Origin of the sequence: Streptomyces sp. NPDC046925 (assembly GCF_040644915.1) — a bacterium.
In the GTDB taxonomy this organism is placed as follows: domain Bacteria; phylum Actinomycetota; class Actinomycetes; order Streptomycetales; family Streptomycetaceae; genus Streptomyces.
Map to the genome: position 1 here is coordinate 106,881 of NZ_JBEYWZ010000001.1, position 19,605 is coordinate 126,485.

Annotated in this window: 15 protein-coding genes and 1 riboswitch; of the genes, 7 read left to right on the top strand and 8 right to left on the bottom strand. The window is 71.1% G+C overall.

All coding sequences use genetic code 11. From position 1 onward, the window contains the following. Positions 1-34: 34 nt before the first annotated feature. The 4 genes from ABZ906_RS00425 to ABZ906_RS00440 are packed head-to-tail and all read right to left on the bottom strand — an operon-like array spanning position 35 to position 4,672. Positions 35-715, bottom strand: coding sequence for a response regulator (locus ABZ906_RS00425; protein WP_361197758.1), 681 nt, complete (start codon positions 713-715; stop codon positions 35-37). Continuing rightward, on the bottom strand, positions 712-2,352 hold the full coding sequence (locus tag ABZ906_RS00430) for a sensor histidine kinase (RefSeq protein ID WP_361375655.1): 1,641 nt from the start codon (positions 2,350-2,352) through the stop codon (positions 712-714). The genes ABZ906_RS00425 and ABZ906_RS00430 overlap by 4 nt, the downstream gene beginning before the upstream one ends. A 28-nt stretch (positions 2,353-2,380) precedes the next feature. Beyond that, the gene (locus tag ABZ906_RS00435; protein ID WP_361375658.1) at positions 2,381-3,328 is read right to left on the bottom strand and encodes a sucrase ferredoxin; all 948 of its coding nucleotides are present in this window, start codon (positions 3,326-3,328) and stop codon (positions 2,381-2,383) included. A 36-nt stretch (positions 3,329-3,364) separates the two neighbouring features. Continuing rightward, on the bottom strand, positions 3,365-4,672 hold the full coding sequence (locus ABZ906_RS00440) for a citrate synthase family protein (protein ID WP_361375661.1): 1,308 nt from the start codon (positions 4,670-4,672) through the stop codon (positions 3,365-3,367). A gap of 109 nt (positions 4,673-4,781) precedes the next feature. On the opposite strand from ABZ906_RS00440, the gene ABZ906_RS00445 reads away from it, so the two are divergent. Next, the gene (locus ABZ906_RS00445) at positions 4,782-5,957 is read left to right on the top strand and encodes a citrate synthase/methylcitrate synthase (protein ID WP_361375664.1); all 1,176 of its coding nucleotides are present in this window, start codon (positions 4,782-4,784) and stop codon (positions 5,955-5,957) included. A 188-nt stretch (positions 5,958-6,145) separates the two neighbouring features. On the opposite strand, the gene ABZ906_RS00450 is transcribed toward ABZ906_RS00445, so the two are convergent. Both ABZ906_RS00450 and ABZ906_RS00455 read right to left on the bottom strand, forming a co-directional pair. Beyond that, the gene (locus ABZ906_RS00450) at positions 6,146-6,382 is read right to left on the bottom strand and encodes a hypothetical protein (RefSeq protein ID WP_361197745.1); all 237 of its coding nucleotides are present in this window, start codon (positions 6,380-6,382) and stop codon (positions 6,146-6,148) included. A 134-nt stretch (positions 6,383-6,516) separates the two neighbouring features. Next, on the bottom strand, positions 6,517-7,041 hold the full coding sequence (locus ABZ906_RS00455; protein ID WP_361197742.1) for a DUF6082 family protein: 525 nt from the start codon (positions 7,039-7,041) through the stop codon (positions 6,517-6,519). 350 nt (positions 7,042-7,391) lie between these two features. Between ABZ906_RS00455 and ABZ906_RS00460 the strand changes: the two genes are divergently transcribed. Next, entirely contained in the window at positions 7,392-8,495 is a 1,104-nt protein-coding gene (locus ABZ906_RS00460; protein ID WP_361375667.1) for a GTP-binding protein, read from the top strand. 4 nt (positions 8,496-8,499) lie between these two features. Here the strand turns inward: ABZ906_RS00460 and ABZ906_RS00465 are convergent, their stop codons facing one another. Then, a complete protein-coding gene (locus ABZ906_RS00465; RefSeq protein WP_361375669.1) occupies positions 8,500-10,953 on the bottom strand; it encodes a DNA topoisomerase IV subunit A in 2,454 nt (817 codons plus the stop codon). 236 nt (positions 10,954-11,189) lie between these two features. Between ABZ906_RS00465 and ABZ906_RS00470 the strand changes: the two genes are divergently transcribed. From ABZ906_RS00470 to ABZ906_RS00485, 4 genes are all read left to right on the top strand, one after another. Continuing rightward, positions 11,190-12,545 (top strand): pitrilysin family protein, encoded by a 1,356-nt coding sequence (locus ABZ906_RS00470; protein WP_361375672.1) that lies wholly within the window; start codon positions 11,190-11,192, stop codon positions 12,543-12,545. Then, on the top strand, positions 12,542-13,927 hold the full coding sequence (locus ABZ906_RS00475; RefSeq protein WP_361197731.1) for a pitrilysin family protein: 1,386 nt from the start codon (positions 12,542-12,544) through the stop codon (positions 13,925-13,927). The genes ABZ906_RS00470 and ABZ906_RS00475 overlap by 4 nt, the downstream gene beginning before the upstream one ends. A gap of 215 nt (positions 13,928-14,142) precedes the next feature. Continuing rightward, positions 14,143-14,306, top strand: a riboswitch (cyclic di-AMP (ydaO/yuaA leader). A 12-nt stretch (positions 14,307-14,318) separates the two neighbouring features. Beyond that, the gene (locus tag ABZ906_RS00480; RefSeq protein WP_361375675.1) at positions 14,319-15,122 is read left to right on the top strand and encodes a M23 family metallopeptidase; all 804 of its coding nucleotides are present in this window, start codon (positions 14,319-14,321) and stop codon (positions 15,120-15,122) included. Positions 15,123-15,344: 222 nt separating this feature from the next. Next, a complete protein-coding gene (locus tag ABZ906_RS00485; protein WP_361197726.1) occupies positions 15,345-16,055 on the top strand; it encodes a GntR family transcriptional regulator in 711 nt (236 codons plus the stop codon). 158 nt (positions 16,056-16,213) lie between these two features. Here ABZ906_RS00485 and ABZ906_RS00490 read toward each other — a convergent pair whose 3' ends face one another. Then, positions 16,214-16,495 carry an HPr family phosphocarrier protein gene (locus ABZ906_RS00490; RefSeq protein WP_190085156.1) on the bottom strand — a complete coding sequence of 94 codons (282 nt, stop codon included), beginning with the start codon at positions 16,493-16,495 and terminating at the stop codon, positions 16,214-16,216. A gap of 209 nt (positions 16,496-16,704) precedes the next feature. Here ABZ906_RS00490 and ABZ906_RS00495 point away from each other — a divergent pair, with 209 nt between their 5' ends. Further along, positions 16,705-19,581 (top strand): GNAT family N-acetyltransferase, encoded by a 2,877-nt coding sequence (locus ABZ906_RS00495; protein ID WP_361375678.1) that lies wholly within the window; start codon positions 16,705-16,707, stop codon positions 19,579-19,581. The last annotated feature ends 24 nt before the right edge of the window (positions 19,582-19,605 follow it).

Here is a 19,605-nt window from a genome sequence, read left to right on the forward strand (position 1 = left end):
CCGGCTACGTAACGCCCCCCTACGTAACACCCGCCTACGAAGCGCTCGGGGCCCATTCGTAGCGGTGTTCCGGGCGGCCCGTGTCGCCGTACTTGAGACTGAGCCGGACCCGCCCCGAGCGCTCCAGGAGCTTCAGATAGCGCTGGGCCGTCTGCCGGCTCAGCCGGGTGCGGTCCGCGAGTTCCTGGGCGGACAGCGGCCCTTCGGCGCCCATCAGGGCCCTGCGCACCAGCTCGGCCGTGGTGGGCGAGTGCCCTTTGGGCAGCTCCGGCGCCGGAGTCGCCGAGAGGGCGCCGAAGATCCGGTCCACCTCGGCCTGCTCGGCCTCGCCCCCGCCGTCCAGGGTGCGGCGCAAGGTGGCGTACGCGTCGAGCTTGGCGCGAAGTCCCGCGTAGGAGAACGGCTTGACCAGGTACTGCAGGGCGCCGTGCCGCATCGCGGCCTGGACGGTGGCGACATCGCGCGCCGCGGTCACCATGATCACGTCGGTCTGATGGCCGCGCTCCCGCAGCGTGCGGACCACCGCGAGGCCCGTCTCGTCCGGCAGATAGTGGTCCAGGAGCACCAGGTCGACGGGGATTTCATCGACGAGCCGCAGCGCCTCGGCGGCGCTGTGGGCCTTCGCGGCCACCCGGAAGCCGGGCACCTTCGCCACGTAGGCGGCGTTGACGTCCGCCACCCGGACGTCGTCGTCCACGACGAGCACCTCGATCATCGTGCCTCCTCCGTGGGGGCCAGTTCGGACTGTGCGAGCGCTTCGGGCAGGACGACGGTGAACTCGGCACCACCGTCGGGCGCGGCGCCGGCCCGCGCGCTGCCGCCCTGCCGCTCGGCGAGCCTGCGCACCAGGGCGAGCCCGATGCCGCGCTTGCCGTGCGCCGGAGGCTCCTTGGTGGACCATCCCTCGGTGAAGATCGTCTCGCGCTGGTCGGACGGTACGCCGGGTCCCGTGTCGCGCACCTGAAGGACGACGGCGCGTCCCTCTGTGCGCACATCGACCTCCACGCGCGCGTGGGCGGTGCCCGCGGCCGCGTCGAGCGCGTTGTCGACGAGATTGCCCACGATGGTGACCAGACCGCCCGGATCGATGAGACGGTCGGGCAGCGCGGTGTCGCGCGGCACGGAGAGGACGACCCCGCGCTCCGCGGCGACCGTGGCCTTGCCGACCAGGAGCGCGGCGAGCAGCGGATCGCCGATCTTCTCCGTGATCTGCTCGGCGGTCACCCGGTGCGCGCCCGCCACCTCGCCCACGAACTCCGCGGCCTCCTCGTACATCTCCAGTTCGAGCAGGCCGAGCAGCGTGTGCATGCGGTTGGCGTGTTCGTGGTCCTGGGCGCGCAGCGCGTCGATGAGACCGCGGGTGGAGTCCAGTTCGCGGCCCAGCTGCTCCAGTTCGGTGCGGTCACGCAGGGTGGCGACGGCGCCCCCGTCGTCCGTGGGCATGCGGTTGGCGATCAGTACGCGCTGGCCGCGGACGGTCAGGAGGTCGGTGCCCGTGACCCGTCCGGCGAGCACGTCCGTCGTACGGCCCGGACCGAGCGCGGTGTCCAGCGGTTGCCCGATGGCATCCGCGCCGAGGCCGAGAAGCCGCTGCGCCTCGTCGTTGAGCAGGCGGATCCGGCCGGCGCGATCCAGTGCGACGACGCCTTCGCGGATGCTGTGCAGCATGGCCTCGCGCTCCGCGAGGAGCGCCGAGATATCGGAGAAGGCCAGGTCACGGGTCTGCCGCTGGACTCTGCGTGAGATCAGATAGGCGGCGAGCGCGCCGACGGCGAGGGCCCCGCCCGCGTACGCGAAGAGACCGGGGATCGCGTGGACCAGGCGGGCGCGGACGCTGTCGTACTCGATGCCCACGGAGACGGCGCCCACGATGTCCCCGTCGATGTCCCGCAGCGGCACCTTGCCGCGCGCCGAACGGCCCAGGGTGCCGTCGTCGATCTCCATGACCTCGTCGCCCGCGAGCGCGTCGCTGGGGTCGGTCGAGACGACCTGGCCGATCTGGTCGTGGTCGGTGTGGGACCAGCGAATGCCGTCCTTGTTCATGATCACGACGTACTCGGCGCCACTGGCGCGCCGGATGCGTTCGGCTTCCGCCTGCACGGGCCCGTCGACCGCCGGCTTCGAACGCTTCAGGTCATCGGCGATCTGCGGCTGGGCCGCCGTCGTCTGCGCGATGGCGAGCGCGCGGCGCATCGCCTGGTCGTCGAGCTGGTCACTGAGCGGCGCGAGGAAGAGTCCCGTGGCGAGCACGGCGACCCCGGCGGCGATCGCCAGCTGCATCAGCAGCACCTGCGAGAAGACGCGTCGCGGCAGGCCGAGGCGCAGTCGTCTGGCGGGGGAGGTCGGGCTCATGTGTACGAACGGTACGGCGGCCGGAGGGCTACTCCGAAGTCACTGTGGCGCGGATCTCCCGTACGGCGTCGTATGCGACCTGCCGCACCGCCACGACATCCATCCGCGCCGGGGTCGCCAGTGCCGCCCCGCAGCTCTCCGCCCGCGGCGGCAGCGAAGCACCCTGTGCGACCGTCACGCGCCAGCTCCGCCCGTCGGCGTGGGCCACCGTCACGTCCCAGCGCGGGGCCGCGCCCTCCGTGCGGACGACGCTCAGGGTGCCCGCGGCCTCCTCGCCCGTCGAGGTGCGCACCGCGAGCTCGGCGGCCTGTCCGGGCCGGTCCCAGGCGGAATTGCCCCGGCAGCCTCCGGTGACGACGCGGCCCGTGCGCACCCCTTCGAGGATCTCCTTGACGGCGGCCTGCCCGGAGCGGCCGTACGCGTAGCCGTAGGGCAGGACGAGGAGCGTGGGGGAGAAGCGGTGGCCACCCAGATGAGTGACTTCCCAGGCACCTTGTTCACCGGACGCGGCGAGCTCCGCGGCCAGGGGCCTGCCCAGCAGGGCGCAGCAGCGGTCACGCTTGCCGTTCGTGCAGACGAGGGCGAGCGGGTCGCCCGTGTGCGGGGTGCCGAATCCGCCGTGATCGCCCGCGCCGAGGGCAGCGAAGTCCAGGTCGAGCAGTTCCCGCGGCTCGTCCGTGACGTGGCCGCGCAGCCAGGTGTTGCCGGGAGTGGTGTGGGCCGCGTACACCCGGCGGAGAGCGGGCGTGTGGCTGTCGGCATGGCGGCCGGGGCGGCGGATGAGCGCGACGCGGACGCCGGTCCCCTCGGCGGCGGCCTCAAGGGCGCGTCCGACCTCGGGATCCAGGTGGCTCGAGGTCAGCGCCTTGGCGCCCCACGGGCCCGGCTGCTCGAGCAGCAGCCAGGTCCTGGCGGTGGCCGCGGTCCCCGCGAGGGGCTCGTCCAGATCCCGCGATGCGGTGGCGCACGTACTCACAGAGGTGAGCCTAACCTGCGCCGGGCCTGCGGTGATTCATCCGGCGTCGGGTGGCGCGGGCATGGGCTGGGGCGGGCGCAGGCCGACGTACTGCCCGCTGGGGCGCATGCGCAGCGGGCGCTCCTCGTACTCCTCCAGGGCGTGCGCGATCCAGCCGGCCGTCCGCGCCACGGCGAAGATCGTCTCGCCGGCCTCCGCGGGCATCCCGGAGGAGGCGGTCAGGACGGCGAGGGCCAGGTCGACGTTGGCGTGCAGGTCGGTGTGGCGGGCCGTGGTGGCCACCACGTCGCGGGCCGCGGCCAGGGCGGGGCCCGCTCCGGGGACGGCCTCCAGGAGGGTGAACAGGGCCTCCGCGCGCGGGTCGTCGCCGGGGTAGAGACGGTGGCCGAGGCCGGGGACGCGGCGGCCCGCGCGGAGTTCGTCGGCCACTACGGGGGCCGCGCTGCCCCGGTCGAGGACGTCCAGGAGCATGCGGTGCGCGAGGCCGCTGGCCGCGCCGTGCAGAGGGCCCTCCAAGACGCCGAGGCCCGCGGAGACCGCCGCGTACGGGTGGGCGCGGGCGGATGCGGCGACGCGGACGGCGAGCGTCGACGCGGCGAGGTCGTGGTCGACGAGCAGGGCGAGCGCGGTGTCCAGGGCACGCAGCGAGTCGTCGTCCGGCTGCCGTCCGGACAGCCGGGCCCAGAGGCGGTGGGCCAGGGGGCCTTCGTCCCGGTGGGTGCGGTTCGCCAGGGGGAGAGCGGTGACGAGGGTGGGGATGAGGGTGCGTGCGGTGCCGATGACGGCCTCTTCGGAGAGGTCGAAGCGGAGAGGGTCGGCCGCGGCCGCCGAGATGGCCGCCACGCGCAGCCGGTCGGTGGGGCCGCTGTGCTCGGGCAGTGCGTCGACGGCACGGCGTGCGGCGCTCGCGGTCTCCCTGGGGGCGGTGAAGCGGATTCCGGGGCGCATGACGCCGGTCCACAGCCACTCGGCGACCTCTTCGTAGGAGTGCGCCAGGGCCAGTCGTGTCGCGTCGACGCCGCGGTAGTAGTAGCGGTCCTTGTCGATGAGCGTGATGCGGGTGCGCACGGAGAGCTCGCCGCTCGCGGAGGCGGCCGCGGGCTCCCGGCGGTTCCTGCGGGCGAGCGACTCGACTTCCTTGGCGTCGAAGGTGCTGCCGCGTGAGCCGGGGCCGCGGCGGCTGCTGAGCTGACCGCGGCTCACGTAGGCGTACACGGTCTCCGGCTTCACGCCGAGCAGTTCGGCGGCTTCCCGGGTGCTCAGACGCCGGCCCTCGCGGGTGGCTTCCGACGTGGTGTGACCCGACGTTCCGGCGTCCGTGCGGGGCACTTCTCGATCCGTCATGGGCGTTACCGTATCCAGATTGACCTGACATTGATTCAATCAATATTGACAGGTATTCAGTCAAGCATGGACAGTCAAATCAAGTCCAGGGAGGAAGTCGAGGAAGAACATGCCGATCAATGGCTCCGCCACCACCCCCACCGCACCCGTGGAAGTTCCCCGCGGTCTTGCGGGCGTCGTCGTGACCGAGACCCGGCTCGGGGACGTCAGGGGGTACGAGGGCTTCTACCACTACCGCCAGTACTCGGCCGTCGAGCTCGCGCGGACCCGCAGCTTCGAGGACGTCTGGCACCTGATGTTCCACGGCACGCTGCCGGACGCCGGACAGCGATCCGCCTTCGTCGCGCGGACCGCGCGCCTGCGCCGGCTGCCCGACGACGTACGCGCGGCGCTCCCCGCCATAGCCCGGGCCAGCGCCCTGTCGGGACCGCTCTCCGGGCTGCGCACGGCGCTGTCGCTCTTCGGCGCGGCCAAGGGCTTCCGCCCGGTGTACGACATCGACGAGGACCGGCGCCGCGAGGACGCCCTCGCCGCGTCCGCCGTGGTGCCGACGCTGCTCACGGCGCTCTACCGGCTCGGCCAGGGGCTCGACCCCGTGGAGCCGCGCGAGGATCTGTCGTACGCGGCCAACTACCTCTACATGCTCACGGGTTCGGAGCCAGGCCCCGAACGTGCGCGGGCGATCGAGCGGTACTTGATCTCCACCATTGATCACGGATTCAACGCGTCAACGTTCACGGCCCGGGTGATCACCTCGACGGGTGCGGATGTCGCGGCGTGCCTGGTGGGTGCCGTGGGCGCGTTGTCCGGGCCGCTGCACGGAGGGGCGCCGAGCCGCGCGCTCGACACCCTCGACGCCATCGGCACCCCCGACCGTATCGACGGCTGGATCCGCGAGCGGGTCCTCGCCGGTGACCGCATCATGGGCTTCGGCCACCCCGTCTACCGCACGGAGGACCCGCGTTCACGCATGCTGCGGGACATCGCGCGGCAATTCGGCGGCGACATGGTGGAGTTCGCGGTCGAGGTCGAGCGGCAGGTCGAGGCGATCCTCGCCGAACTGAAGCCGGGGCGTGAGCTGCACACCAACGTGGAGTTCTACGCGGGTGTCGTGATGGAGCTCTGCGGGCTGCCGCGCGAGATGTTCACGCCGACGTTCGCGGCGGCGCGGGTGGTGGGCTGGGGAGCCAACATCCTGGAGCAGGCGCGGGACTCGAAGATCATCCGACCTGCGGCGCGGTACGTGGGCGAGCAGGCACCCCAGCCGGTGCCCGCCGCCCTCTGAAGGGCCTCCAGGCCACAGGGGGCGGACATCCGGACCACGGGGGCCCGCAGGCCGAAGGGCCCCTCCGGGAGGCGGAGAGACGCGAAACGGGCTCGGCCGCCGAAGCGGCCGAGCCCGTCATGACGTCCATCGACCGACGTCCGCCGACTGACGTCCGTCGACGAACGTCCACCGACTGACGGCAGGCGTCAGGCGTCAGGGATGTCGACCTTCGCGCGGACCAGCGTCTCGCGGCTCACGATCACGATGCGTTCGTAGTCCGCCCGCGAGGCGTCCGGCGGAAGTTCTTTCTCGAGCGACGCCGTTGCCTCTGTCCCGATGACAGCGAAGTTCCCGTCGCTGAGCTCGAACACATCAGGGCACGACTGCCCCGACGCGCTGCCTCGCTGCTGGGGAGAGACTCCGATGCGACGCACGATTTTCAACGGTATCCCTTTAAGAAGTTTGGGGGGCCGCGCATTGGGTAATTCGTGCGCGCGCGCCCACCTTAGGGACTGGAGATGCCCGAGACAAGCCGGGTCATCCCGGCGTGTGACGTCGCTGAAGGGGCCAACTTCCCTTATTCGTACGGAGGTTCCCCGACGACCCACCATTCGTCGGTGTCCGCTTCCTCCAGATCGTGTATGAGCTTGTCGACCATTCGGCCCAGGCGGGCCTCGTCCGAAGTGTCGAGCAGGCTGGCCCGGTGCGGTCGGGTGGCCTTCCAGTAGTTGCGGAAGACCGGGTTCTGGCAGATCAGACGCAGATGCCCGTGCGCCTCTTCCCAGCTGAGGTTGCCGACGCGCCAGAACAGCAGGGTGTTGGTGTACACCGCGTTCGCGAAGAGGTACTGCCGCAGCGTCCGGGCGTCGAGCGTCACGTCGAAGGTGTCCAGGACGGCCGCCAGGTCGGGGTCGTCCATCGCCTTGCTGAGCATGTTGAACTGCAGTTGTTGCTGCGCGATCAAGGCGGCGTTGCGCTCCTGCTCGGACTGTCCCGTGCGCGCGAGTCGCAGCCGCAGCGCCCCGTGCTTGCGTTGCTGGGCGGTCAGGACCGTCAGAGCCCCGACGGTGAAAGCAAGGCCCGCGACAGCGGCGGACCCCAACCTCCGTACCCCAAATTTCTGTGTGGCCATGTCAACCCCCGATTCGGCGACCGTCCGCCGGTCGTCGGATGCGGGTCGACAGGATGAGGACCGGCGAGCGATGGGCGGCGCGCTTGCCGCCTCCCAGGATGCCGAGCGGCTCTGATCGGCAGGGAGGCGGAGAGGAGGCGCACGGAAGGCAGCGATGGTCGCATGTCCCGACGCCGTGCCCAATGTGTGCCCCGCCTGCGCCGCTAACAATCGTTCACTTCGCGGCCCTTCTACGCGCTCGTATGCTGGGGCGGAAGTCATTCGTCGTACGAGAGCCGGCCACGCGCCGGTGCACGCGTCAGTGTGAAAGGGGTCGCGCGTTGACTCGGCCGAGTGCGGGGCAGATCCCTGTCGTCGTCATCACCGGATTTCTGGGGTCCGGCAAGACGACCCTGCTCAATCATCTGCTCCACCGCAGCGGCGGCAGCAGAATCGGTGCCATCGTCAACGACTTCGGGTCCATCGAAATCGATGCCATGTCCGTCGCCGGGCAGCTCGGTGACTCCACCGTCTCGCTGGGCAACGGCTGTCTGTGCTGCGCCGTGGACGCCAGTGAGCTCGACGTGTATCTGGAGAAGCTCGCCCGGCCCGCCGCCCGGATCGACGTGATCGTCATCGAGGCCAGTGGGCTCGCCGAGCCGCAGGAGCTCGTGAAGATGGTGCTGGCCAGCGAGAATCCGCACATTGTGTACGGAGGGCTCGTCGAGGTCGTCGATGCCGCCGAGTTCGATGCGACGCGGCAGGCACATCCCGAGGTCGACCGGCATCTGGGGATCGCCGATCTCGTCGTCGTCAACAAGGCGGACCGGGTCCCCGACGAGGAGCTGGAACGCATCACCGGCGTCGTGCGCGGCTTCGCCGACCGCGCGGCCGTCGTCCCCGCCTCGTACGGGCGTGTCGACGTGGAGCTGCTCCTCGACCGCAAGCCCGTGGGGGAGCGGGTCGGGCAGCTGTCCTTCGACGACCTGCACAGTCACGAGGACGGTCACGAGCATGGGGCCGGGGACAGCAACGAGCACGGGGCCGAGCACCACGACCACCTGCACTCCGCCTACGAGAGCCTCTCCTTCTCCTCCGAAGTGCCCATGGGCCCCCGCCCGTTCATGGCCTTCCTCGACAGTCGGCCCGAAGGGCTCTACCGCATCAAGGGGTACGTCGATTTCGGCGCCGCCGACCCGCGCAACAAGTACGCCGTGCACGCCGTGGGACGGTTCCTGCGCTTCTACCCCGAGCCGTGGGCCGCGGGGGAGCCGCGTCTGACCCAGCTCGTGCTCATCGGGTCGGGCATCGACGTACCCGCTCTGGAGAAGGAGCTCGGGGCGGCTCGTGAGGACGCCCCACAGGCCGGTGCCGATGAGCACGGCATGTGGGGCGTCCTCCGATACGTCCAGGAGCCCGAGGCCGAGCCCGAACCCGTGGAGTAGGCGACTACGCCGGGCCGGCCACCGCCGCCACCGGCTTCGCCAGCGAGACGCCCGAGCCGTCGCGGCGCGGGTCGATCTCCGGCAGCTCCGCCGGCAGGCCGCTGCGCTGGGCCGCGAGCGGCGGCGTCGGGCCCGCCCACGCGAAGCTCAGGCAGTCCTCGCCCTTCAGGAAGCGCTGGACGCGAACGCCGCCCGTGGCCCGGCCCTTGCGGGGGTACTGGTCGAACGGCGTCACCTTGGCCGTCGTCTGCACCGAGTCGTCGAGCGTGCCCCGGGAGCCCGCCACCGTGAAGACCACCGCGTCGACGGCCGGGTCCACCGCGACGAAGGAGATGACCTTGACGCCGTCCGCGAGCTTGATGCCCGCCATGCCGCCCGCGGGACGGCCCTGCGGACGGACCTGGGAGGCTTGGTAGCGAAGGAGCTGGGCGTCGTCCGTGATGAAGACCAGGTCTTCCTCGCCCGTGCGCAGCTCGGCCGCACCGACGATCCGGTCACCGTCCCTGAGGGTGATGACCTCCAGCTCCTCCTTGTGGGACGGATAGTCCGGGACCACACGCTTGACCACGCCCTGTTCGGTGCCGAGGGCGAGACCCGGTGAGGACTCGTCCAGGGTCATCAGGCAGATCAGGCTCTCGTCCGGCTCCAGGGTGAGCAGCTCCGCGATCGGCGCGCCTCCGGAGAGGTTGGGCGCAGCCGCCGTCTCCGGAAGCTGCGGGAGGTCCACCACGGAGAGGCGGAGCAGGCGTCCCTCGGAGGTCACCGCGCCCACCTCGCCCCGCGCGGTGGCGGGAACGGCGGAGATGATCACGTCGTGCTTGACGCGCTTGGTGTCGTTCTCCGCGAAGGGCTCGCCGTTGGCCGTACGGGCCAGGAGGCCGGTCGAGGAGAGGAGCACGCGGCACGGGTCGTCCGCCACCTGAAGCGAGACCGTGGGCGCCGGGGTGCTCGCCGACTCCAGGAGGACCGTGCGCCGGTCGGTGCCGAACTTCTTGGCCACGGCGGCCAGTTCGGCGGAGACCAGCTTGCGCAGCTCCGCGTCCGACTCCAGGATCCGGGTCAGCTCGTCGATCTCGGCCTTGAGCTTGTCGCGCTCGGACTCCAGCTCGATGCGGTCGAACTTGGTCAGGCGGCGCAGCGGCGTGTCCAGGATGTACTGCGTCTGGATCTCGCTCAGCGAGAAGCGCTCCATCAGGCGCTCCTTGGCCTGGGCGGAGTTGTCGCTGGAGCGGATGAGGCGGATGACCTCGTCGATGTCCACGAGGGCGACAAGCAGACCCTCGACGAGGTGCAGCCTGGCCTGCTTCTTGCCGCGGCGGAACTCGCTGCGGCGCCGCACGACGTTGAAGCGGTGGTCGAGATAGACCTCGAGGAGCTCCTTGAGGCCCAGGGTGAGGGGCTGGCCGTCCACCAGGGCGACGTTGTTGATGCCGAAGGACTCCTCCATCGGCGTCAGTTTGTAGAGCTGCTCCAGGATGGCCTCGGGAACGAAGCCGTTCTTGATCTCGATGACCAGGCGCAGGCCGTGCGAGCGGTCCGTGAGGTCCTTGACGTCGGCGATGCCCTGGAGCTTCTTCGAGCCGACCAGGTCCTTGATCTTCGAGATGACCTTCTCGGGTCCTACGGAGAAGGGCAGTTCGGTGACGACCAGGCCCTTGCGGCGGGCGGTCACGTTCTCCACGGCGACCGTGGCGCGGATCTTGAAGGTGCCGCGCCCTGATTCGTACGCGTCCTTGACCCCGGACAGGCCGACGATGCGGCCGCCCGTGGGCAGGTCCGGGCCCGGCACGAAACGCATCAGCGTCTCCAGGTCGGCCCCGGGGTGCTTGATCAGATGGCGGGCCGCGGCGATGACCTCGCCGAGGTTGTGCGGCGGCATGTTCGTCGCCATGCCGACGGCGATGCCCGACGCGCCGTTGACCAGCAGGTTCGGATAGGCCGCCGGGAGGGTGACCGGCTCCTGCTCCTGGCCGTCGTAGTTCGACTCGAAGTCGACCGTGTTCTCTTCGATCGACTCCGTCATCAGGGACGTCGCGTCGGCCATCCGGCACTCGGTGTACCGCATGGCGGCCGGCGGGTCGTCGTTGCCGAGCGAGCCGAAGTTGCCGTGCCCGTCCACCAGGGGCAGGCGCATGGAGAAGGGCTGCGCCATGCGCACCAGGGCGTCGTAGATCGACGCGTCTCCGTGCGGGTGCAACTTACCCATGACCTCGCCGACGACGCGGGCGCACTTCACGTAGCCGCGGTCGGGGCGCAGGCCCATTTCGTTCATCTGGTACACGATGCGGCGGTGCACCGGCTTCATGCCGTCGCGGGCGTCCGGCAGGGCGCGCGAGTAGATGACCGAATACGCGTACTCGAGGAAGGAGCCCTGCATCTCGTCGACGACGTCGATGTCGAGGATCTTCTCCTCGAACGACTCGTCGGGCGGCGGGGTCTTCGTGCTGCGGCGGGCCATCGCGGCTGCGGCTCCTTCACGGTGTCTGCCAGGGCATCAGCAAGACCTGACGCCGACCATCAACGGGATCTGACGCCGACCATTGTGGACTGTCCCACTGACAACGCCGAACACGACCCGGACTTCGGGCACGAGTACGCCAAGGGCGGAGCGGGAACTTCGCCGGTAGTCAGCGCGCTTGCATACAGTGTCAGGACTGGCAGAAATTCCAGCTTTTAGCGATCGAAGGGACGTACATGCCCATGGGTCACACGGCCACAGCCGAGGCCGGCTCCGGCGGCCTGACAGCGACCGAGCACCGGCTGGCCAACGGCCTGCGCGTGGTGCTTTCCGAGGACCACCTGACCCCGGTCGCCGCGGTCTGCCTCTGGTACGACGTCGGTTCGCGCCACGAGGTCAAGGGCCGTACGGGCCTCGCGCACCTCTTCGAGCACCTCATGTTCCAGGGGTCGAAGCAGGTCCAGGGCAACGGCCACTTCGAGCTGGTACAGGGCGCGGGCGGTTCGCTCAACGGGACCACGAGCTTCGAACGCACCAACTATTTCGAGACGATGCCCACACACCAGCTGGAGCTGGCCCTGTGGCTCGAAGCCGACCGGATGGGCTCGCTGCTCTCCGCGCTCGACGACGAATCCATGGAGAACCAGCGCGACGTCGTCAAGAACGAGCGCCGCCAGCGCTACGACAACGTTCCCTACGGCACGGCGTTCGAAAAGCTGACCGCCCTCTCGTACCCCGAGGGCCACCCCTACCACCACACCCCGATCGGCTCCATGGCCGACCTGGACGCGGCGACGCTGGAGGACGCGCGGAACTTCTTCCGTACGTACTACGCGCCCAACAACGCCGTCCTCTCGGTCGTCGGCGACATCGACCCGGAGCAGACCCTCGCCTGGGTCGAGCGGTACTTCGGGTCCATCCCCTCGCACGACGGCAAGCAGCCGCCGCGCGACGGCTCGCTGCCCGACATCATCGGCAAGGAGCTGCGCGAGGTCGTCGAGGAGGAGGTCCCGGCCCGCGCCCTGATGGCCGCCTACCGCCTCCCGGAGGACGGCACGCGCGCGTGCGACGCGGCCGACCTGGCGCTCACGGTCCTCGGCAGCGGCGAGTCCTCGCGGCTCTACAACCGCCTCGTGCGCCGCGACCGCACCGCGGTGGCGGCCGGTTTCGGCCTGCTTCGGCTCGCCGGCGCGCCCTCGCTCGGCTGGCTCGACGTGAAGACGTCCGGCGACGTCGAGGTGCCCGTCATCGAGGCCGCCGTCGACGAGGAGCTCGCCCGCTTCGCGGAAGAGGGCCCCACCGCCGAGGAGATGGAGCGCGCCCAGGCACAGCTGGAGCGCGAGTGGCTGGACCGTCTGGGCACGGTCGCGGGCCGCGCGGACGAACTGTGCCGGTACGCCGTCCTGTTCGGCGACCCGCAGCTCGCCCTGACCGCCGTCGAGCGCGTCCTCGACGTCACGGCGGAAGAGGTCCGTGAGGCCGCCGCCGCCCGCCTGCGCCCCGACAACCGGGCGGTGCTCGTGTACGAGCCCGTAGAGGGCACAGCGGGCCCCGAAGCCACCGACGAGGACGACGAGGAGGCGGCGAAGTGACCGAGGCCGCGACGATGCAGTTCCACCCGCAGCCCCAGGCGGGCGCCGCCAGGCCGTGGGCCTTCCCCGCGCCCGAGCGCGCCACCCTGGACAACGGCCTCACCGTGCTGCGCTGCCACCGCCCCGGCCAGCAGGTCGTCGCCGTGGAGATCCACCTGGAGGCGCCGCTCGAAGCCGAGCCCGCGGGCCTCGACGGCGTCGCCACGATCATGGCGAGGGCCTTCAACGAAGGCACCGACAAGCACTCCGCCGAGGACTTCGCCGCCGAACTCGACCGCTGCGGCGCCACCATGGACGCGCACGCCGACCACCCCGGCGTCCGGGTCTCCCTGGAGGTCCCGGTCTCCCGCCTCCCGAAGGCGCTCGGCCTGCTCTCCGACGCCCTGCGCGCCCCCGCCTTCGCGGACAGCGAGATCGAACGCCTCGTACGCAACCGCCTGGACGAGATCCCGCACGAGGCCGCCAACCCGGCGCGCCGCGCCGCCAAGGAGCTCTCCCGGCAGCTGTTCCCGGCCACGTCGCGCATGTCGCGGCCCCGCCAGGGCACCGAGGAGACGGTCACGGCCATCGACTCGGCCGCGGTGCGCGCCTTCTACGAGAAGCACGTGCGGCCCGCCACGGCGACCGCCGTCGTCGTGGGCGACCTCACCGGCACCGACCTGGACGCCGTCCTCGCCGACACCATCGGCTCCTGGACCGGCGGCACGGCGCAGCCGCGTCCGGTGCCGCCGGTGACCGCCGACGACACCGGGCGTGTCGTGATCGTCGACCGCCCCGGCGCCGTCCAGACGCAGCTGCTCATCGGACGCGTGGGACCGGACAGGCACGACCGCGTCTGGCCCGCCCAGGTGCTCGGCACGTACTGCCTCGGCGGCACCCTCACCTCGCGCCTGGACCGCGTCCTGCGCGAGGAGAAGGGATACACCTACGGCGTACGGTCGTTCGCCCAGGTCCTGCGTTCGGCTCCGGACGGCACGGGCGCAGCGATGCTGGCCATCAGCGGCTCCGTGGACACCGAGTCCACGGGACCGGCGCTCGACGACCTGTGGAAGGTCCTGCGCACCCTCGCCGCCGAGGGCCTCACGGACGCCGAGCGTGACGTCGCCGTGCAGAACCTGGTGGGCGTGGCCCCGCTCAAGTACGAGATGGCGGCCTCCGTGGCGGCCACCCTCGCCGACCAGGTCGAGCAGCACCTGCCCGACGACTTCCAGGCGCAGCTGTACCGCCAGTTGGCCGCGACCGGCACCGTGGAGGCCACCGCCGCCGTGGTGAGCGCCTTCCCCGTGGACCGGCTCGTGACGGTGCTCGTCGGTGACGCCTCGCAGATCGAGGAGCCCGTCAGGGCGCTCGGCATCGGCGAAGTGAGTGTCGTCACCGGCTGAGCACGGTGACAGCCTGAGTGACAGTCAGGACATATCGGGACCCCGGTGGCTGGAATTGGCCACCGGGGTCCTCATTTGTCCGAATTGGTATGGAGGTTACGTGTCTGCCCTGTGGCGTGCGCTACAAAAGCTCTGATCCGTTTGTCGTTTGAAAGACGCCACGCTTAGCGTCTGGTCCGGCTGTTCGTCATGCAGTACGCCGCACCCGCGGCACCGGACAGTCATCGCCGAGTCCCCGTACGGCGCGAGCCAGGGGAGCCGGGGACCCACATGTCCCCTTGGGGTGAATCGGGAACCTTGCCGTGAGGCGAGGGACTCGTAGGAGACCTTCCTGCTCCGAACCCGTCAGCTAACCCGGTAGGCGAGAGGGAAGGAAAGGACCAGCCGCTTCATGGCGTTCACCCGTGCCACCGGGAAGCACCGTCGCCCGAGCCGCCTCACGCGCACGACCGCGAATGTGGCGGGCGTCGCCGCACTGACCACCACCGGTGTCATCGGAGGCCTGGCCGCTCCGGCGCTCGCCGCCGACGACGCGGTGGCTCTCGAGCACACCGGCCTCACCCAGGCTGTCTCCGTCGGCGACTCGCTCGCCGCGAGCATCGACGCGCAGGCCACCGCGCAGCAGGAGGCCGCCGACGCCGCCGCGGCCGCCAAGAAGGCCGAAGAGGCCGCCAAGAAGAAGGCCGAGGAGGCCAAGCGCAAGGCCGAGGCCGAGGCGAAGGCCAAGGCCAAGAAGGAGCGCGAGGCCAAGGAGCGCGCCGCCCGCGAGGCCGAGCGCAAGCGCCTGAACACCTACGTCTCCCCGATCTCCGGCTCGTACGTCTCCACGGGCTACCAGACCGGCGGCGCCATGTGGTCCTCCGGCAGCCACACCGGCGTCGACTTCCACGCCGCGTCCGGTACCTCGGTCCACGCGGTCGGCTCCGGCACCGTCGTCGAGGCCGGCTGGGGCGGCGCCTACGGCAACAACGTGGTCATCAAGATGAACGACGGCACGTACACCCAGTACGGCCACATGTCGTCCCTCGGTGTCACCGTCGGCCAGGCGGTCACGCCGGGCCAGCAGATAGGCCTCTCGGGCTCCACCGGCAACTCCAGCGGCCCGCACCTGCACTTCGAGGCCCGCACCGGCGAGGACTACGGCACGGACATCGACCCGGTCTCGTACCTCCGCTCGCACGGCGTCAACGTCTGACCCACGGCGGTTCGCGCGACGCGCACCTGATTCACCGAAAGCCCCGGCTCATCGCGAGCCGGGGCTTTCGCCGTTCCCCGCCGCCTTTGGTCACGCATCACCTTTGGCCAAAAGTATCCATGGATTCTGGCCAGCCGTCGGAAATGCAGCCGCTCTGCAATAGAGTCACTGAAAAAGCGTCGGTCGACCGCGTTTCGCGGGGATTAAGGCGGAGGTCAGCTCATGCGCATTCCCGCGCACTCGGTGTGCACGGCCATCCGGGACGACATCGTCTCCGGTGTCTACGAACGGGGCGGCCGGCTCACCGAGGAACTGCTCGCGCGCCGCTACGGAGTCTCCCGCGTCCCCGTGCGCGAGGCCCTGCGCACCCTGGAGGCCGAGGGCTTCGTCGTCACGCGCCGGCACGCGGGCGCCTGCGTCGCCGAGCCCACCGAGCAGGAGGCCGCCGACCTCCTGGAGATGCGCGTGCTCCTGGAGCCGCTCGGCGCCGCCCGCGCCGCACAGCGCCGCACGGAGGCGCACCTGAAGGTCCTGCGCGGCCTCGTCAGGCTCGGCCAGGAGCGTTCCCGGCGCGGCCAGAGCGAGGATCTGCGCTCGCTGAGCGGCTGGTTCCACGAGACGCTCGCCCAGTCGTCCGGCAGCCCCGGCCTCACGGCGCTGCTCACCCAGCTCCGCCACAAGATCGCCTGGATGTACGTCGTCGAGGGCCCGGCCGCTCCCGCGGAGTCCTGGGCGGAGCACGCCGCGATCGTCGACGCGGTCGCCCGCGGGGACGCGGAACGGGCCAGGTCGCTCGCCGCGGCCCACGCGGAACGGTCGACGGCCGCGCACAGGCCGCGCTTTTCTCCGGTTCCGCAAGGTCACCGGACCGTGGGCCGTGATCGTGTGAGGGATTCGCAACATGCCGTAAACACGGTGGGCCTCCGGCATTAACAGAGGCGCCGTATACAAAGAAGTGCTATTCGGCGGGGGCGTTATTTCTGCTGCCCGAATTCGGTAAAAGCCCTCGGTATTCGATGGGGTGCGCGGAAACGGCGAAGGGCCCGCCCCGAATTCGGGCAGGCCCTTCGCCGTACGAGTACCGGTCTTTGCTAGACGGTCTCGGGAAGCTCCTCGAGGCCGTCGGCGACCAGCTTCGCCAGACGGTCGAGAGCGGCGTCCGCACCCTCGGCGTCGGAGGCGAGCACGATCTCCTCGCCGCCCTGCGCGCCCAGGCCGAGCACGGCGAGCATGGAGGCGGCGTTCACGGGGTTGCCGTCAGCCTTGGCGATCGTCACGGGGACGCCGGCGGCGGTGGCCGCGCGGACGAAGATGGAGGCGGGTCGGGCGTGAAGGCCCTCGGCCCAGCCGACGTTGACGCGGCGCTCAGCCATGTGTTGCTGCCCTTCCGGATGTCTCACAGTTGTCTAGACCAGTGTCTCATGCCGTTGCGCGTGCTCCGCCGGCCGCTGGTCCGTACGGCATCGACCGGTGGTCCTGCCCCGTCGACCGTACGTCCTCGTGCCACGGGCCCGCGTCCCGCCCTTCGACGACTCCTAGCCTGCCCCGGCCGCCGCGCACCCGCGACCCGTACCCTGGCCCCATGACGACCCCGTCGGACCGGCAGGCATATCCCTCCCACTGGGAAGCCGATGTCGTCCTGCGTGACGGAGGCACCGCGCGGATCAGGCCGATCACAGCCGAGGACGCGGACCGCCTCGTCAGCTTCTACGAGCAGGTCTCGGACGAGTCGAAGTACTACCGCTTCTTCGCGCCCTACCCCCGCCTGTCCGCCAAGGACGTCCACCGGTTCACCCATCACGACCAAGTGGACCGGGTGGGTCTCGCGGCCACCGTGGGCGGCGAGTTCATCGCGACCGTGCGCTTCGACCGCATCGACTCCCGCGGCATGTCCGCGAGCGCGCCCGCCGACGAGGCCGAGGTCGCCTTCCTGGTGCAGGACGCCCATCAGGGCCGCGGCGTCGCCTCCACCCTCCTCGAACACATCGCGGCCGTCGCCAGGGAGCGCGGCATCCGGCGCTTCGCCGCCGAGGTGCTGCCCGCCAACACCAAGATGATCAAGGTGTTCACGGACGCGGGCTACCAGCAGAAACGCAGCTTCGAGGACGGCGTCGTACGGCTCGAATTCGATCTGGAGCCGACCGACCGCTCGCTCGCCGTGCAGCGCGCCAGGGAGCAGCGCGCCGAGGCGCGGTCGGTCCAGCGGCTGCTCACCCCGGGGTCGGTCGCCGTGATCGGCGTCGGACGCACGCCGGGCGGCGTGGGCCGCAGCGTCCTGCGCAATCTGCGCGGGGCGGGCTTCACGGGGAGCCTGTACGCGGTGAACAGCGCGTTCGACGAAGGCGCCGGGGGCGGTGAGATCGACGGGGTGCCCGCGTACCGCTCCGTGCGGGACATCGACGCGCCCGTCGATCTCGCCGTCGTCACCGTGCCCGCCGAGCGGGTGCCGCAGGCCGTCGCCGAGTGCGGTGAGCGCGGCGTGCCCGGGCTCGTCGTGATCTCCGCCGGATACGCGGAGAGCGGTCCCGAAGGGCGTGAGCGGCAGCGCGAGCTCGTGCGGCAGGCGCGGTCGTACGGCACGCGCATCCTCGGCCCGAACGCCTTCGGGGTCATCAATACGTCGCCGGACGTACGGCTCAACGCCTCGCTGGCCCCGCACCCTCCCGAGCGCGGACGGATCGGCCTGTTCACCCAGTCCGGCGCGATCGGCATCGCGCTGCTGTCCGGGCTGCACCGGCGCGGTGCGGGTCTCTCGACCTTCGTGAGTGCGGGCAACCGCGCGGACGTCTCCGGCAACGACGTGCTCCAGTACTGGTACGAGGACCCCGACACCGATGTCGCCCTGATGTACCTGGAATCCATCGGCAACCCGCGCAAGTTCACCCGGCTCGCCCGGCGGGCGGCGACGGCGAAGCCGCTGGTCGTGGTGCAGGGGGCCAAGCACAGCGGGATCGCGCCCACGGGGCACGCCGTGCAGGCCACGCGGCTTCCGTATGCCACGGTGTCGGCGCTGCTGCGGCAGGCGGGGGTCATCCGGGTCGACACCGTCACCGAGATGGTGGATGCGGGGCTGTTGCTTGCGGGGCAGCCGTTGCCCGCGGGGCCGCGGGTGGCGATTCTCGGGAACTCCGAGTCGCTCGGGCTGCTCACGTACGACGCGTGTGTTGCCGATGGGCTTCGGCCGATGCCGCCGCGGGATCTCACGACCGGGGCTACCCCGGATGACTTCCGGGGGGCGTTGGTCGACGCCCTGTCGGACGATGCCTGTGACTCGGTGATCGTGACTGCCATTCCCTGGGTGGGGGAGGACGGGCCCACTCCCGAGTCTCCCGAGGGGGAGGAGCTTGCCGCCGCTCTGCGGGATGCGGCCGCGGGGTGTCCGGCGAAGCCGGTGGCCGTGGTGCACGTCGAGCTCGGCGGGCTCGCCGAGGCGCTGGCTGCTGCCAGCCGTACTCGCCCCGGCGCCCCTGCACCCGCACCCGGCACTGAGGGCTGTGCCCACCCTTCCCCAAGCTCTCAACTTCGTTCGAGCAGGGGAGACCCCAATCGCCCTGCGGAACGCCTGCCCACAGCCGGGGCACATGACCGCACCTCCATCCCCGCCTACCCCGCCGCCGAGCGCGCCGTCCGTGCGCTTGCTGAAGCCGTTAAGTACGGGCAGTGGCGGCGTGAGGCCGGGGAGCCCGGGAAAGTGCATGAGTACGAGGACATCGACGAGCACGGCACCGCCCGGCGGATCGATGAGCTGCTTGCCGGGCAAGACGATCCGCGTGGTGCCACCCTCACGCAGGACGACGCGCGCGAACTGCTCGGGCGGTACGGCATCGACGTACGGGACGCCCTGCCCGCGCCCGACCCGGACGCGGCGGTGGCCGCCGCCCGTACGCTCGGTTTCCCCGTGGCCCTCAAGACCACGGCCCCGCACCTGCGCCACCGCGCCGACCTCGGCGGTGTGCGCCTCGACCTGGCGGACGAAGAGCAATTGCGCCGTGCCTACGCCGAATTGACCGAGACGTTCGGCAAGCCCGTCGAGCTGCGGCCCGTGGTGCAGGCGATGGCGCCCCGCGGCGTCGACACCGTCGTCCGCGCGGTCATCGACCCGGCGGCCGGAGCGGTGCTCTCCTTCGGGCTCGCCGGCGCCGCGTCCGAGCTGCTCGGCGACACCGGGCACCGGCTGATCCCGGTCACGGAGCGCGACGCGGGCTCCCTGATCAGGTCCATCCGGACCGCCCCGCTCCTCTTCGGCTGGCGCGGCTCGGCGCCCGTGGACACTCCCGCCCTGGAGGAACTGCTCCAGCGGGTCTCGCGCCTCGTCGACGATCACCCCGAGGTGGTCACCGTGTCCCTGGAGCCCGTGGTCGTCGCCCAGCGCGGCCTCTCCGTGCTCGGCGCCTCCGTGCGTCTCGCGCCCCCGCCCGCCCGCGACGACCTCGGTCCGCGGGCCCTGCCCGGGTACTGAGGCGGCCGGTGGGGCACCGCGTGC

Excerpts from the sequence above, each read along its gene's own strand:
- ABZ906_RS00425 (WP_361197758.1), bottom strand. The coding sequence starts at position 715 with ATGATCGAGGTGCTCGTCGTGGACGACGACGTCCGGGTGGCGGACGTC.
- ABZ906_RS00495 (WP_361375678.1), top strand. The coding sequence starts at position 16,705 with ATGACGACCCCGTCGGACCGGCAGGCATATCCCTCCCACTGGGAAGCC.
- ABZ906_RS00485 (WP_361197726.1), top strand. The coding sequence starts at position 15,345 with ATGCGCATTCCCGCGCACTCGGTGTGCACGGCCATCCGGGACGACATC.
- ABZ906_RS00490 (WP_190085156.1), bottom strand. The coding sequence starts at position 16,495 with ATGGCTGAGCGCCGCGTCAACGTCGGCTGGGCCGAGGGCCTTCACGCC.
- ABZ906_RS00480 (WP_361375675.1), top strand. The coding sequence starts at position 14,319 with ATGGCGTTCACCCGTGCCACCGGGAAGCACCGTCGCCCGAGCCGCCTC.
- ABZ906_RS00465 (WP_361375669.1), bottom strand. The coding sequence starts at position 10,953 with ATGGCCCGCCGCAGCACGAAGACCCCGCCGCCCGACGAGTCGTTCGAG.
- ABZ906_RS00470 (WP_361375672.1), top strand. The coding sequence starts at position 11,190 with ATGCCCATGGGTCACACGGCCACAGCCGAGGCCGGCTCCGGCGGCCTG.
- ABZ906_RS00440 (WP_361375661.1), bottom strand. The coding sequence starts at position 4,672 with ATGACGGATCGAGAAGTGCCCCGCACGGACGCCGGAACGTCGGGTCAC.
- ABZ906_RS00430 (WP_361375655.1), bottom strand. The coding sequence starts at position 2,352 with ATGAGCCCGACCTCCCCCGCCAGACGACTGCGCCTCGGCCTGCCGCGA.
- ABZ906_RS00445 (WP_361375664.1), top strand. The coding sequence starts at position 4,782 with ATGCCGATCAATGGCTCCGCCACCACCCCCACCGCACCCGTGGAAGTT.